General features: G+C 69.7%; 10 protein-coding genes and 2 pseudogenes. 3 read left to right on the plus strand and 9 right to left on the minus strand.

Annotated elements, in window-relative coordinates:
* Positions 1-12 precede the first annotated feature (12 nt).
* A complete protein-coding gene (locus ACZ7OO_RS34615; protein WP_471511256.1) occupies positions 13-348 on the plus strand; it encodes a hypothetical protein in 336 nt (111 codons plus the stop codon).
* 237 nt (positions 349-585) lie between these two features.
* Positions 586-1,037: pseudogene (locus tag ACZ7OO_RS34620) on the plus strand (hypothetical protein); the annotation flags it as partial.
* 201 nt (positions 1,038-1,238) lie between these two features.
* Here ACZ7OO_RS34620 and ACZ7OO_RS34625 read toward each other — a convergent pair.
* The 8 genes from ACZ7OO_RS34625 to ACZ7OO_RS34660 all read right to left on the minus strand — a co-directional run bounded on the left by ACZ7OO_RS34625 (position 1,239) and on the right by ACZ7OO_RS34660 (position 7,750).
* Complete coding sequence (locus ACZ7OO_RS34625) at positions 1,239-2,006, minus strand: dienelactone hydrolase family protein (RefSeq protein ID WP_471511258.1); 768 nt, start codon at positions 2,004-2,006, stop codon at positions 1,239-1,241.
* 214 nt (positions 2,007-2,220) lie between these two features.
* Positions 2,221-2,730 carry a hypothetical protein gene (locus ACZ7OO_RS34630; RefSeq protein WP_471511027.1) on the minus strand — a complete coding sequence of 170 codons (510 nt, stop codon included), beginning with the start codon at positions 2,728-2,730 and terminating at the stop codon, positions 2,221-2,223.
* A 121-nt stretch (positions 2,731-2,851) separates the two neighbouring features.
* On the minus strand, positions 2,852-3,442 hold the full coding sequence (locus ACZ7OO_RS34635) for a hypothetical protein (RefSeq protein WP_471511029.1): 591 nt from the start codon (positions 3,440-3,442) through the stop codon (positions 2,852-2,854).
* On the minus strand, positions 3,435-4,133 hold the full coding sequence (locus tag ACZ7OO_RS34640; RefSeq protein WP_471511030.1) for a hypothetical protein: 699 nt from the start codon (positions 4,131-4,133) through the stop codon (positions 3,435-3,437). The genes ACZ7OO_RS34635 and ACZ7OO_RS34640 overlap by 8 nt, the downstream gene beginning before the upstream one ends.
* Positions 4,130-5,254, minus strand: a complete 1,125-nt coding sequence (locus tag ACZ7OO_RS34645; protein ID WP_471511032.1) for a hypothetical protein — start codon at positions 5,252-5,254, stop codon at positions 4,130-4,132. The genes ACZ7OO_RS34640 and ACZ7OO_RS34645 overlap by 4 nt, the downstream gene beginning before the upstream one ends.
* A gap of 242 nt (positions 5,255-5,496) precedes the next feature.
* Complete coding sequence (locus ACZ7OO_RS34650; protein WP_471511034.1) at positions 5,497-7,017, minus strand: putative T7SS-secreted protein; 1,521 nt, start codon at positions 7,015-7,017, stop codon at positions 5,497-5,499.
* Positions 7,014-7,337 carry a hypothetical protein gene (locus ACZ7OO_RS34655; RefSeq protein ID WP_471511036.1) on the minus strand — a complete coding sequence of 108 codons (324 nt, stop codon included), beginning with the start codon at positions 7,335-7,337 and terminating at the stop codon, positions 7,014-7,016. The genes ACZ7OO_RS34650 and ACZ7OO_RS34655 overlap by 4 nt, the downstream gene beginning before the upstream one ends.
* Positions 7,338-7,444: 107 nt before the next feature.
* Positions 7,445-7,750 (minus strand): WXG100 family type VII secretion target, encoded by a 306-nt coding sequence (locus tag ACZ7OO_RS34660; protein ID WP_471511038.1) that lies wholly within the window; start codon positions 7,748-7,750, stop codon positions 7,445-7,447.
* A 237-nt stretch (positions 7,751-7,987) separates the two neighbouring features.
* On the opposite strand from ACZ7OO_RS34660, the gene ACZ7OO_RS34665 reads away from it, so the two are divergent.
* Positions 7,988-12,556: an FtsK/SpoIIIE domain-containing protein gene (locus ACZ7OO_RS34665; protein WP_471511040.1), complete on the plus strand. Its 4,569-nt coding sequence runs from the start codon at positions 7,988-7,990 to the stop codon at positions 12,554-12,556.
* Positions 12,557-12,595: 39 nt separating this feature from the next.
* Here the strand turns inward: ACZ7OO_RS34665 and ACZ7OO_RS34670 are convergent.
* A pseudogene (locus ACZ7OO_RS34670) lies at positions 12,596-14,370 on the minus strand (serine/threonine-protein kinase).
* Between the last annotated feature and the right edge of the window lie 34 nt (positions 14,371-14,404).

A 14,404-nucleotide genomic window follows, 5' to 3' on the forward strand; every position in this document is an offset into this window, starting at 1 on the left:
TCTCCCCGGCCCATTCCCCCTGCATGCTCACAAGACTGGCCCCGGACCAGCCGGTCCGGGGCCAGAACGCAAAAGATTTTCAGCAGTCTTCTAGCCGACGACCTGGAGGCCGCCCAGCTCGCCACCGCCACCGATGTCCTCGGCTGCGCCCGTCAGGTGCTGGATGACCCGATGTCGCCGTACACCGAGGTCCGCTACGTCGGCATCCGTCTCGCCGAGTGCCTCACCGACGCGCTGCGCGTCGCCGAGTCCCGGGGCATGCGCATTGTCGGGGCGGGCGACGAGGAAGACGGCGAGGACACCCGCGGGGGGGTAACGCGGACCGCGGAGAGCGGGCTACGGTCTTAGGCGCGACGCATCGAAGGAGTTCACCGGTCATGACCGCCCACGCCGCCGAACCGACAGCGACCGTCCGCCCCTGACCGACGCACTCCAACTCCTCCACTCCACCGACCGCCGCTCCCGCCTCACCCTGCGCGTCTACAAGGTCGGCGCGCGGGGTGAGGTGACCGAGGACCACGGCAAGCTCGAGATCCTGGCAAGCGGACGCGCCGAACCGGCGCCGCGCGCATCGGCATACCCGCCGTGTGCCTGTCCCTGCCCAAGGACATGAACCTGGTCTTCGACTGGAACAAACCGAAGGACAAGAACAAGGCGGCGGCGATGGAGGACACGGCGAACTACGTCCGCGCCATCTACAACGGCGTCTACAAGCGCACGTCCAAGGCCGCGGCCGTAACCGCCTACTCCACGGGCGACGGGCTGAGGTACGCGCAGACGCAGATCAAACGACAGGGTCGACGGGGGCTGGACCGCCACTGGCACCCGACGTCATTACCAGGCCACCACCCGCTCCGCCTCGAACGGCAACTCAGTGGAGGTCGACTTCTGCATGGACTCCAGCAAGTTCTACCGGCAAGGAGGTCAAGAACGGGAAGGTCCTGAAGAGCCAGCCCAGCATCGCGGACTACGACTACTTCAAGATCATCATGGTCAAGCTCCCCACGAGCGACGGCCTGTGGCAGGCATCCAAGGTGTCCCGCCCTTCCGGTACTGCCGCAGTAAATGCGTACACCTCGCCCCGGCGGCCGGATTGGTCCGCCGCAGGTTGCGGTGATCACGGTAAGGGCTCTGTCGCAGTAAATCCGCTATTTATTGCGGTAGTTGTGAATACGTCTCCGCGATCGAGTAACCGCCCGAATGCGTTTCTGCTGTGCGGACTTGAGGGGAGTGGACTGTCAGTGCCCGGGGCCAGCATGCTTACCTGGGTCATGCCCCAGATCCTCCGTCACGGGCAGGCACTCGGCGAGCAGGTCGACGACGTCGCGCCAGGCTCGCTGCGCGTGCCGTGGGTGGTAGCCGACGCCGGGGACCACGGGGTGGCCGACCGGCGGGTGGTGGAAGGCGTGCAAGGCTCCGCCATAGACCGCGAGGCGCCAGTCGACGCCCGCGGCCTGCATCTCAGCGGTGAACGCGTTCCGTTGCGCGGGCGGCATGATCGGGTCTTCCGACCCGACCCCGGCCCACACCGGGCAGCGAATGCGCGCCGCCTCGCCCGGTCGGCCCGTGGTCAGTGCGTTGACTGTCCCGATCGCGCGCAGGCTGACGCCGCCGCGCCCGAGTTCCAGCCCGACGGCACCCCCCGTGCCATAGCCGACGGCGGCGATCCGGTCGGGGTCGGTCCGCGGTTCGGTGCGCAACACATCGAGCGCCGCATGGCCGATGCCTCGCATCCGCTCGGGATCAGCGAGCAGCGGCAGGGAACGGGCCAGCATCTCCTCGGGGTCGCCCAAATAGCGCCCGCCATGAAGGTCGAAGGCCAGCGCTATATATCCCAGCTCGGCGAGAGCATCGGCCCGGCGGCGCTCGACGTCGCTGAGCCCCATGCCCTCTGGTCCGAGCAGCACCGCGGGCCGGCGATCGACACCGGCCGGGAGCGCGAGGTGCCCGATCATCGTCAAACCGTCGGCCGGATACTCGACCGTACGCGTCGTAATCGTCGTCATGAGACTGGACTGTAGTGATCGTCGAGCCCGGTCCGGCCGGTGTTCTGCCGCTGGCAGAACAGCGCGGGTATCCCTCTGAAATACGGCGGGGGCCCACAAGAACCGTCACAAACCCCGCTCCCCCGGCAGCGCTATCGGATCACCGGCCCGGGCCACGGTGTTGGAGGCTGACCCTCGCAGCAGGATTCTGGGGTATACCGGCCCGCTCCCGTTGTCAGGTACGGCGAGATGTGCGCCAGGTCTTCCGGGTCGATCTCCCATCCCTCTTCCAGCAGCTGTTGGTGCCCTTGACGAACGTGACGATCACGTAGCGGCCCAAGGGGTCGGTGAGCTTGGGCTCGTTGCCGGACGGCGGGCGGAAACGGCGCCACCACTCCACCCAGTAGGCGGTCCGGGCCACGATCCCCATCAGGGAACGCCCCGGCATCCTCGCCTTGATCTCCTCCTCCAGCCGCGTCGCCACCTCGTCAACCGACGCCTCCTCGTCCAAACCCTCCAGGGTCTGGCGGACCTCGGCGGTCATGGCCGCGGCCTTCGCGAGCGCCTCCTGGGCCGGGCCGCCCTCGTCGATGTGCTTGAGCACCGTGCGGTAGTTCCCGATCAGGGTCTCGACGATCTCCCGCTCCGCGAGCCGGATCTCCTCCAGCTCCGGGACGATGGATCCAGCACGGACGAGAAGGGCGGCAGCGACAACGCCGGTATCTACGCCGCCGCAAGCATCCACTACTCCGGCGCCGTAACCAAGAACGGCGGCACCGGCGTAGGCGGCCCGCGGAGTGACGGTGTCGTTCAGGGTTTCCCTCGAAGGACTCAACGACGACGAAGCACAGCAATCCGCCCGAGCGTCAGGACACCGTCAGTGTCATGGCGATGCTGTCCGCGGCGTCTTCCATTTCCTCGTCGATGCCCGGCGTCGTCCAGGAGACGAGAAGAACGAGGGCGTCGTCGGTTCCCTCCGGGAGGACTCCGTACGTGACCGTCTGCAGCAGCACTCCGGGACCACTGCGGGGCATGCCGTCCGCGGCGAAGTTCTGGCGGAGGCGCACGGCGGGGCCGATCGGCACTTCGGGGTGCGAGATCTGCGGAGGGCCGAAGTCATGTGCGCTGAAGGTGTCCGCCAGCCAGTCGAGAGAGAACCGCGGGACGGTTTCGTCGGGCCGGATGACCTCGACTTCCAGAAGGGCCAGGGCGGTGTCGAAGCCGTCGGGGTAGAAGGCGAAGCCGTACAGCGGAGCACGACCGCGGCTGTCCTCGGCCCAGCTCCGCAGGTCCTTTCGCAGGGCCCTGTCGTCCAGCTCATACCCTGCCGCGCCGCTCCGCTCGCGGATCTCCGTCGCGGTGCTCTTCGCCCACCTCTTGACGTCGTCCGACGGATCGAGCGGGAGCGGCACCCAGTCCGTCGGACAGACGATGCCGCAGGTCTGGATGTCACTCATGGGTGACGTCACCGTCCAGCCAGGTGAGCGAGCCGGCCACCGCGTCGAAGAGCTCAACCATGGCGTCGGCAATCTGCAGGAGTGGGGTGGAGAAGGTCAGGAGGAGGTGCGCCTCCGCTCCGGGCACTGGGAGTTGGTAGTCCAGCGTGACCGATGGCAGCACCTCGTCCGGACTTCCGGCTGCCCCGGACGGAGCAGGGGTGTTCGGTTGCCCCGTCAAACGGCGGACGCGGACCGCCGTGCCGGCTGCCAACTCCGTCACCGTGGTCTCCCCCTCCATGCCGGCCGAAAGGCGCCTTGCCAGTTCGGCCGCGTCCGGCAGGGCTGTGCCAGGTACCGGTCGCAACAAGGTGATCAGGAGGGAAGCGGGAATCGTCAGGGGGCCCGCCTGCTGCAGACTTAGGTACAGCTCGATGCCCCCGTCTCGGTACGCCGCGGCGGCCTGCATCAGGAGTTCGTCGCGCAACTGCCGTTTGAAGTGGGGCGCGTTGTCGACTCCCGCGAACTTGCGGTCGACCAAGGCGTCGACCGAGCGCTCGCGTCCTTCAGGGTCGATCCGCACCCGGAACCAGCCGTCCGGCAGCAACAGCCGGTAGTCGGACGGGGATGCCGTCGTCCGAGGGTTGCCCGCGTTTGTGGTCATATTGGCTCCGGTGTCGTCGGCCCGGCCGGTGGCGTCACGCATTCTCATACGGCCTTGTCGTAGGAGAAGCGGCTGATCAGCGACCTCGTCGCGGCCGGGATCCATTCGGCCACGATGGTCAGCGCGGAGAACAGACCTGCCAGACGTGCTGGGATGCCGTCGCCGAAGAGTCCGGCGAGCAGCAGGAGGCTGAAGAGGGGGATCAGCATCAACTCGTTCCCGCCGATCACAGAGCTGTGCCAACTGGTTGCGGCGCGGGCATCCTTGGCGGGCAGAGGTGACATCATCCGGGCGTCCGCGGCGAGGGGGTGGCCGTCCCACCAGGGTTTCGTGTCCCCAGCGCGCCTGTGCGTTCGCGCCTCCTCGTCCGCCGCGGAGACCGCGAGCGCCGACACCAGTTCTTCCCATTGGTCCTGGCCCTGCGGACCGGCGAACCAGTTGCGCCACGGCAGCAGCGCCCGGACCTCGCCTCTGCCGTCGCGGAACTCGACACCCAACGGCTGACGGTCCCCCGGAGACATCAGGCGCACCAACCGCGCCACGCCGGGCGCGCCGTCGCGTCCGAGCCAGCGCTCCCGGCCGATGGTGTCGGTGATTACCACGTCATGAGGCAGCACACGTACGGACGCCGTCTGCCGGAACCTCGGTGTCGCTCCCGCTCCGGCCACCGGACCGAGCGTGAGAACCACCGCCTCGGCGAAGCTTCGGACATCCCGTCGCCTACGCCACCACGCACTGCCACGCACCACCAAATCGGCTGCCGGGACGGTGAACAGAGCACCCGCGGCGATCGGCAGACACCAATCCACGTCAGCCGCGAAGGTGACGATGAGAGCCATGAACCAGCCCAGGATGCCGAGCCCTCTGATCCAGCTGTGCCAACGTGGCAGTTCGCCGTGGAACACGCGATCCGGAGCGCGGTCGGACGCCGCTTCCGACTGTTCCCGTCCACCGTCCGGCGCTCGCGGACTCTGCTCCACCGGGATGCCAAGAGCCGCGGCCAGGTCCCTCAGCCCGGTTCGGTCCAGGCATTTCGTCGGCTTCAGGTCCAGAATCCCCACGACATCGGCTTCCGGCAGCCACTCGGCGAGCGGCACACGAAGGACCTCATGCCCGTCCTCGTCCTCGAAGACGAGCACCCCCCAGCGCTCCGCGGGCCGCTTGCTCACGGCCTCCCACGCGTCGGGGGGCGGCGGGACGAACACGGCACGCCGAATGCCTCTGGCGCCGACCGGATACCGGCGCTCATGCAGTCTCCGGTCACGTACGACGAGGGTCTTTCCGTCGGCATAAAGACGAGCCCGGCGTACAACGTCAACGTTGTGCGGGCGCATGCCACTGGGCCGCACCACGGCAGCCTGCTTGCCCAGCGCTTCCTCAGTTGCCCGCGCCTCGACCTTCACCTGTCTGCTCACCCGTCACTCGTCGTCGTCGCATCCTTGACTCCGGTCGCCGACCAGACTCCGTCATCCAGCCCGCTGATCCCGACACGATCGCCAATCCATCCCGTGATCTCGCCCTTGTCAAGGAGGTCGGTGCCGGAGGCGACAAAGGTCGAGCCCGCCCAGATCCGGGTCTGGGTCTTGAACACGCCACTGGCCGCCTTCACCGCATCGTCGGCTCGCAAGGACTCGGAGATCTGTCCCATGCTCTTCTCCAGTCCGGCGATGCCGGTATCCCCGACACGTGGCCGAACTCCCGCCCAGGTGGAACTGTCGCCGAGTTGCCGGAGATTGTTCGGCCTCAAGTCCTTGACCCCCTTGAGGCCTTCCCATGTCTCCTTGCCAATCGACTTCGGGCTGAAGGCTTCGCTGAGCCGGGCGGTTCCGGGGTTCCATCCCTTCGGCGCGCCGGCGATGGCCTCGACACCGGCCTTGCCGCGCGGCGCACCGCCGCTGAGCACGTTGGCCTTCCGCCATGTCTGGTTCAGGGCCCGCTGATAGGCCGTCGTACCGGGCTTCGCTCTGATACCGGCCCTGAGAGCCCGGCCTGCCGCAGACCTCGCGGAGGCTTTGGCAGCCAGAGACGCACCCTTGGCGCCTGCGATGGCGCCCCGACCGATGCCCAGCGTGACGAGGCCTACGACGTCGAGCGCGACGTCGAACCAGCTGCCGTCGCCGGACAGGGCCAGAAGGAGATGGCCCACGAGCGATACCAGGGTGAAGACAAGCGCGATGCTGCCGAGGATTCCGGCGAGTGCCTGGCCGATGATCGGGATCCATCCCACTAGCAGGGACAGAGTCCCGCAGACGGTGGCGATCCAACCGGACCAGTTGAGGATCGACTGGATCGTCCCCGCATGATCGTGCACCCACCCCTTGAACTTGTCCCAGCCGCTGTCCTTGAGGCCGTCGTGGTCGATGGCGTGGCGGATCGCGTCGCGGGCTCGCTTGGCCGCCGCGTCGCGGACGTCCTTCGCCGCCTCCAGGTCCTTCTTCGCCCGCTCCAGCGCCGCACTGGCCGCCTCCTGGCGCTTCTGCAGCTTCTTGCGGCTCGGGTCGTCGTCCGGGGTGTCCTTGGGGAGCTTGTCGATGGCACCGCCGCTCGCCCGGTGCTCGTCGTCGGCGGTCTGGGCGTCCCGGAGTGCCTTGTCGGCCATCTGCTGCGCTCGGTGAAGCTCCGATGCGTACTCGGTGGAGGACGAACCGTCCAGAACCCGCTCGCCCAGGGCGTCGGCCGCCGCGTCATAGCGCTTGAAGGCCTTGCGCAGTTTCCCTTCGGCCTCTTCGGCCTGCTGCCGGAATTCCTCCGCCGCCTTGCTCTTCCACGCCTCAACCGACGACAGGGCCTTGATCTCGGCGGCTTGCTTCTTGATGGATTCGGCGGTCTTCCGCAGTTCTCTGCCGAGTCTGGCGACTTCATCCGGATCGCCGGGCACCGGATCGGCCGATTCCCCGATCACCGACCACTCGTCGGCCCGGGGGCGCGTCACTTGGCCCCTCCCTCGGGCCCGGCCGGCTTGGCGTCCGTGCCGCGCAGGGCGTCGGCGAGTTGGTGATCGATGTCCTCGTATCCCTTCGCCGCGGCGGTGAGGATCTTCGAGAGCTTCTCCAACTCGTCCAGCAGACGCCCGCGGTGAACCCGCCAGTTGTCGCCGAAGTCGTCAAAGACATCGACCAGGCCCTTTTCGCCGAAGACGGGCACCCCCAGCCCCTTCGCCGGATTCGCGTTTCCGGCGAACTCCTTGTGGATCCTGGAAAGCGAGCGGGCACTCTCCTTGATGCGTGAGAGATCAGCAGTCTGATCCGACACAACTACCCCCGTCGAGAAAACTGATGAACCGTCCGCGCAAAGCCCGTCGGTGCGACGGCCGACCGCTCCATCGCACCGACGTGACCCATCCTCTGCCGAGGCGGCTGTCAGCCCTTGGCCTGCTTCGCCAGCGAGTCGTCCAGCTGCTCGTACGCTTCCTTGGCCTTCTTCAGGAAGTCCGAGAGACCGTGCAGACCCTGGATCGTCTTCGTCGCGCCCTTCGTGAAGTCCTTCATGGAGTCGTCGTACGCTCCCGAGGCCTTCTGGGTGGTGAAGCCCTCCTCCACCAGTGCCGAGACACGCTTCTCGATGTTCTTGATCTTGTCCTCGAGCTCGTGCATGTCCTTTATCAGGTCGCCGGCGACCTTCTCCATCTCGGCATAAGTAAGGTCCGTGTCTTTGCCCTTGCCCATGTCGGCATCCCTCCCGTTGTGTTGTGGCCGCCCCAGGGCTCGCCCCCGTGGCTTGCTCGGACGGATCGGCCGGTCCTGACCCGGCCGTCCCATGAGCAAAGATCCTACGGGTGGGAGGCACGTGGCCGCAGGGGCCTCGTGCGAGGGAATCGTGAACCGGCGCAATCCCGTTGCGCCCGGGAAAGCCCGTCCGGCTAAGGTCACTTCGAATGTGCCGGGCCTGCGAGGAGGACGAACGTGCGCCTGAGTCTGACCGTCGTCGACCCGGTCGGCGGTGCCACCGCCGACGTCGTGCTCGACGCGGATCCCGAGTCGACGGTCGGTGACGTGGCCCGGGAGTTGGCCCGGCAGGTGGGTCTGGGCTACCCGGATGGCAGCGAGGGCGCCCAGGTCATACCCATCGGAGTTCACAGGGGGGCCGCGGCCGTCCAGACGTCCGGGCCGCTCGCCTATGTCGACGGTTACGCCCTCGACCCCGCCGCCACCGTCGTCGGCTCGCCGCTGCGCGACGGTGTCGTCGTCAGCCTGCACGATCCCGCCGGGTGTCTGCTCGGCGAGCCCACCGGCGTCGTCGAGTTCCGGGTCGCGGGCGGTCCCGCCGCCGGCGCCGTGCACCGGCTCGGTGTCGGGCGGTACGACATCGGTACCGGCGCCGCCTCCCACATCCGCGTCGAGGACCCGGAGTTGGCCGCCCGCGCCGCCACCCTCACCATCGCCATCGACGGCACCTGCAAAGTCCAGATACACGGCGACAGCGCCCGGTTGGACGGGGAGGAGTTCGAGAGCGGCGGTGACTGGCCTCTCAACTCCCAGCTCGCACTTGGCAACACGCTCCTCGAGATCACCGGGTACTCGCCACCCAACGCCGCCCTCAAGTGGTCCGACGACGGCGCCGGGCTCGACTACAACAGGCCCCCGCGGCTGCGCCCCGCCGAGCACCAGACGCACTTCTCGCTCCCGAACCCGCCCGGCGACTACGAGGCCCGCCCGCTGCCCTGGCTGATGGCGCTGCTGCCGCTCGTCGGTGCCGTCGTCTCAGTGATGATGTTCGGGCGCTGGTACTACCTGATCATGGCCGTGATGAGCCCGGTCATGCTCTTCGGCAACTACTTCATGGACAAGAAGCACGGGCGCAAGTCCCATGCCAAGCAGATGAAGGAGTACAAGGAGCACAAGGAGCGGATCGAGGGGGAGGCGCAGGAGGCGCTGGTGGCCGAGCGGGGCGAGCGGCGGGCCGCCGTGCCGGATCCCGCCGCCGTGCTGACGTACGGCACCGGGCCGCGCACCCGGCTCTGGGAGCGGCGCCGCACCGACGCCGACCATCTGCTGATCCGCTTCGGCACCGGGCGCGTCCCCTCCGAGGTCGAGCTCGACGACCCCGAGCAGGATGAGCACAAGCGCAAGGTCCGCTGGTACATCGAGGACGCTCCGGTCGCCCTGTCGCTGCGCGACCTCGGGGTCATCGGCGTCGCCGGGCCCGGTGACTCGGCGCATGCGCTGGGGCGTTGGGCGGTCGCCCAGACCGCCGTCCTGCACAGCCCCATGGACGTGCAGTTCTATGTCCTCACCGACAACGACGCCGGCGCCCGCTGGGACTGGGTGCGCTGGCTGCCGCACTCCCGCCCGGGCGGCGGCCAGGACGTGAACGTCCTCATCGGCACCGACTCCGAGACCGTCGCCGCCCGCGTCGGCGAGCTCACCCAGCTCCTCGACGGTCGGCAGAAGGCCCTCCAGCAGGGCGGGCGCAACAAGACCGACGGGCCCGCCTTCTCCGATCCGGACATCGTGATCGTGTGGGACGGGTCCCGGCGGCTGCGGTCCATGCCCGGTGTCGTGAGGCTGTTGAAGGAGGGGCCGGGGGTGGCCCTGCGCTCCATCTGTCTCGACGAGGAGGAGCGGTTCCTGCCGGGTGAGTGCCAGGGCGTCGTCGTCGCCGAGCCGTTGACGGCGGCCAAGGACGCCCCCGCGACGGCCGTGGCGCAGCAGGCCGCCGGTGGCTTCCCCTCCTTCCAGGCCTGGCACCCGCAGGCCCAGCAGGCCGAGGAACAGGCTCCGCAGGACCTGGAGTTGCGGCTGCGCGTCGAGCAGAGCGGAGCGCTGCGCAAGCGCAACGTACGGCCCGACTTCGTCTCCCCCGCCTGGTGCGCGCGCCTCGCCCGCTCCCTCTCTCCGCTGCGTGACATCAGTGGCGAGACCGAGGACTCGGCGCTGCCCGCGGCCAGCCGGCTGCTCGACGTGCTCCAGCTGGAGCCGCCCACCCGGGACGCGATCGCCGCGCGGTGGCGGATGGGCGGGCAGTCGACGATGGCGGTCATCGGGGAGTCGTACGACGGCCCGTTCGGCATCGACCTGCGGCGCGACGGGCCGCACGGGCTCATCGCCGGTACGACCGGTTCCGGCAAGTCCGAGCTGCTGCAGACCATCGTGGCCGCGCTGGCGGTGGCGAACACGCCGGAGAACATGACCTTCGTGCTCGTCGACTACAAGGGTGGCTCGGCGTTCAAGGACTGTGTGAAACTGCCGCACACCGTGGGTATGGTCACCGACCTCGACGCCCACCTCGTCGAGCGGGCGCTGGAGTCCCTGGGCGCGGAGCTGAAGCGGCGCGAGCACATCCTCGCCGCCGCCGACGCCAAGGACATCGAGGACTACCAGGATCTGGTGAGGAGGGATCCGTCGCGTCCGGCCGTCCCCCGACTCCTCATCGTCATCGACGAGTTCGCGTCGATGGTGCGGGACCTGCCCGACTTCGTCACGGGACTTGTCAACATCGCTCAGCGAGGGCGGTCCCTGGGCATTCACCTCCTCCTGGCCACCCAGCGGCCCTCCGGTGTCGTGTCTCCCGAGATCCGCGCCAACACCAACCTCCGTATCGCGCTGCGCGTGACCGACGCGGGTGAGTCGACCGACGTCATCGACGCGCCGGACGCCGGGCACATCGCGAAGAGCACGCCGGGACGGGCGTACGTCCGGCTCGGGCATGCCTCGCTGATTCCCTTCCAGTCGGGCCGGGTCGGCGGCCGGCGTCCCGGTGCGGCCGACCCCGCGACCCTCGCGCCCTGGGCCGGGGCGCTGTCCTGGCAGGACCTCGGGCGGGCCGCGCTGCGCAAGCCCAAGTCCGAGACCAAGGAGGACGACGAGATCACGGACCTGAAGGTGCTGGTGGACGCCGTGCGCGAGGCCAACACGGCGCTCGCGATCCCGGCCCAGCACTCGCCATGGCTGCCCGCCCTCGACGACATGCTGCTGCTCGACGACGTACCGGCCGTACCGGCGCAGGGGGCGCTGCCCGCCGCCCCGTACGGTGTCGAGGATCTGCCCGCCGACCAGGCCCGCCGTGCGGTCGCCGTCGACTTCGCGACCTTCGGGCATCTCATCGTCGCCGGTGCCCCGCGCACCGGACGCTCGCAGGTGCTGCGCACCATCGCCGGTTCGCTGGCCCGCACCAACTCCTGTGCAGATGTGCACCTTTACGGCATCGACTGCGGCAACGGGGCGCTCAACGCGCTGACCCGGCTGCCGCACTGCGGTGCGGTCGTCGGCCGCAACCAGACCGAGCGCGTCGAGCGGCTCATGGCCCGGCTCTCGGGTGAGTTGAGCCGTCGTCAGGAACTGCTGGCCGACAAGGGGTTCGCGGACATCGTGGAGCAGCGGGCCGCCGTGGCGGAGGCGGAGCGGCTGCCGCACATCGTGCTGCTCCTCGACCGCTGGGAGGGCTGGCTGCCCACCCTCGGTGAGCTGAACCACGGTGACCTCACCGACCAGATCATGGTGATGATGAGAGAAGGCGCGAGCGTCGGCATCCATCTCGTCCTCACCGGCGACCGGCAGATCCTGGCCGGCCGGATCTCCTCCCTCACCGAGGACAAGTACGGTCTGCGGCTCGCGGACCGCGCCGACTTCTCGATGCTGGACATCAACTCCCGCAAGGTTCCCGAGGAGATCCCGCCCGGCCGTGCCTTCCGCAGCGAGACGGCCGCCGAGACGCAGTTCGCGCTGCTGTCCGCGGACACCACCGGTCAGGGGCAGGCCGCCGCGATCGCCGCGATCGGCGAGGCGGCGCAGACCCGGGACGCCCAGGTGCCGCGCTCCCGGCGCCCGTTCCGGGTGGACGTGCTGCCCAGCCGGATCTCCTTCGAGGACGCCTGGGCGATGCGGGATCCCGCCACTGCAGCCGCTCCGCTGTGGGCGCTCGTGGGTGTCGGCGGCGACGAACTCACGGCCTTCGGGCCCGACCTGGCCAAGGGCGTGCCCGCGTTCGTGATCGGCGGTCCCGCCAAGTCGGGCCGTTCCACCACCCTGTTGGGCTTCGCCCGCTCCTACCTCGCCAACGGCGTGCGGATCGTCGTGGCGGCGCCCCGGATGTCGCCGTTGCGGGAACTCGACGGGCAGGAAGGTGTGTTGAAGGTCTTCACCGGGCGGGACATCGACGAGGACGAGCTGACGGAGGTCATCGCGTCGGCGTCGCCGGCCGAGCCGATCGTCGTCCTGGTCGACGACGCCGAGGTGCTGGACGACTGCGATGCCGAGGGTGTCTTCAAGCGGATCGTCGAGAGCGGTACCGAGGAGGGGCTCGCCGTCGTCATCGCCGGTGACGAGGACGAGATCTGCGACGGCTTCTCCGGCTGGCAGGTCGACGCGAAGAAGGCCCGCCGGGGCATCCTGCTCTCCCCGCAGGAGTCCGGCTCCGGCGAGCTGATCGGCATCCGGACCACCCGGGCCATGGTCGGCGGGCCGATCCAGCCCGGCCGGGGCATGCTGCATCTGGGCAGCGGGGAGCACGTCACGGTGACCACCCCGCAGTAGTCGTACGGCGCGGTGCGGCGGGTTGGTGGGGCGGGGGGCTCAGTCCCCCGCCTTCGACATCACCGCCACCGGATTCCCCTCCGCCGAGCTGTCCGACGTGTAGACCAGGGCGCCGTGGCTCGGGGTCAGGTACACGGTGTTCGGGCCGGGGTCGCAGCCGTCGTGGTTGCCCTTGACGCCCGCCGAGGACGCGACGAGCTTCTCGACGGTGACCGACTTCAGGGTGAGTACGTCCGTGCAGACCCCGCCCAGCTGGTCGGTCCGGCGCAGGCGGCCCAACTCCCGTCCCACCTGCGTCTGTTCGACGGTGATCCGGAAGGTGCCGATGGGCAGATTGCCGTCCAGTGCGGTGGCCGAGCCCTGCCAGGTGCCGAGGTAGGCGACCGGGATCGACCCGCTGCCCGACGAAGACGGCAAGGACGAGGACGACGAGGACGACGAGGACGACGAGGACGACGAGGACACCGAAGGCGATGTGGCGGAGGCGCCCGTGTCGCTGTTCGGCCCGCCGCCGTCGTCCCCGAGGAACGGTTTCACCAGGAACCCCACCCCGACGGTCACCACCGCCAGCGCCCCGGCCACGGCGAGCGCGACCGTACAGCTCACCCGGCGCCCGCGACCGCCCTGGCCCGCCGGTACGGCGGTCGCGGCGACGCTCACCGAGACCTTCCCGGGCGCGGGCACGGGCGCGGGCGCGGGTCCGGACGGCAGGGCATCACGCGGCTCGGGTACGACCGCGGGCGGCACCCTCGGAGGCTCCGGCAGGCCTGCGGGCGGCACCGTCGGAGGCGGCCCGAACTCCCCTGCCACAGGAACGCCCCCGGACGCGTCCACCGAAGGCATGCTGAACTCCACCGGCCCGGACGCCGGTACCGCCGCCTCCGTCACCTCCAGGTTCAGCACCTGCACCGCGCTCCGGCTCACCCGCTCCACCAGCGCCCCCGGCAGCCATCCGCCGGCCACCAGCCGCGCGGCGCCCTCCGGAGCCAGCCGTCGTGCCACCTCCCCGGGGGCCGGCCGCGCCCCCGCCTCCTTCACCAGGCAGGCCTCGGTGACCTCCCGCAACACACCGCTCAGCGTGCCGAGTTCGGGCTCCTCGTGGACGACCTTGTAGAGCAGGGCCGCGGAGGAGTCGCCGGGGAAGGGCGGTTCGCCGTTCGCCGCGTACGCCAGCACCGCGCCGAGCGAGAAGACGTCCGCGGCGCCGGTGACGCCGTTGCCCAGGATCTGCTCGGGCGACATGTATCCCGGCGAGCCGATCGAGACGCCCGACGACGTCAGCGACGCCGTGCCGTCCGTCGCCCGCGCGATGCCGAAGTCGATGAGCGGCGGGCCGTCGAGGGTCAGCAGCACGTTCGACGGCTTCACATCCCGGTGCACCAGCCCCAGTTCGTGTACGGCGGCCAGCGCCTCCGCGAGGCCCGCGCCCAGCGCTCGTACCGAATGCGCGGGCAGCGGGCCGCCGTCCACGACGGCGGCCGCCAGGGACGGGCCCGCCGCGTAGGCCGTGGCGACCCAGGGCACCGGCGCGTCCGGATCGGCGTCCAGGACGGGTGCCGTCCAGGTGCCGCCGACCCGCCGTGCGGCCGCCACCTCGCGGCGATGGGGGTCCCCCCGCGCGAGCGAATTCGAGCGTGGGGGAGGGCCCGGAACTCCTCGTCCAGGGCGAAGTGCGGGTGCACGATCTTGACGGCGACGCTCCGGCCGCCGGCCGAACGGCCCAGACAGACGCGGCCCATGCCGCCGGAGTTGAGCCGGCCGAGCAGCCGGTACGGCCCGACCGCCGTAGGTTCGTCACCCGCGAGCGGCTGCATGCCCCCACCCCCCAGTAAGTCCGGGCAGCAGCCT

The organism is Streptomyces sp. NPDC111744 (assembly GCF_055634995.1).

Coding starts and splice junctions, on each gene's coding strand:
- ACZ7OO_RS34625 (WP_471511258.1), bottom strand. CDS start 2,006: ATGACGACGATTACGACGCGTACGGTCGAGTATCCGGCCGACGGTTTG.
- ACZ7OO_RS34635 (WP_471511029.1), bottom strand. CDS start 3,442: ATGAGTGACATCCAGACCTGCGGCATCGTCTGTCCGACGGACTGGGTG.
- ACZ7OO_RS34640 (WP_471511030.1), bottom strand. CDS start 4,133: ATGAGAATGCGTGACGCCACCGGCCGGGCCGACGACACCGGAGCCAAT.
- ACZ7OO_RS34660 (WP_471511038.1), bottom strand. CDS start 7,750: ATGGGCAAGGGCAAAGACACGGACCTTACTTATGCCGAGATGGAGAAG.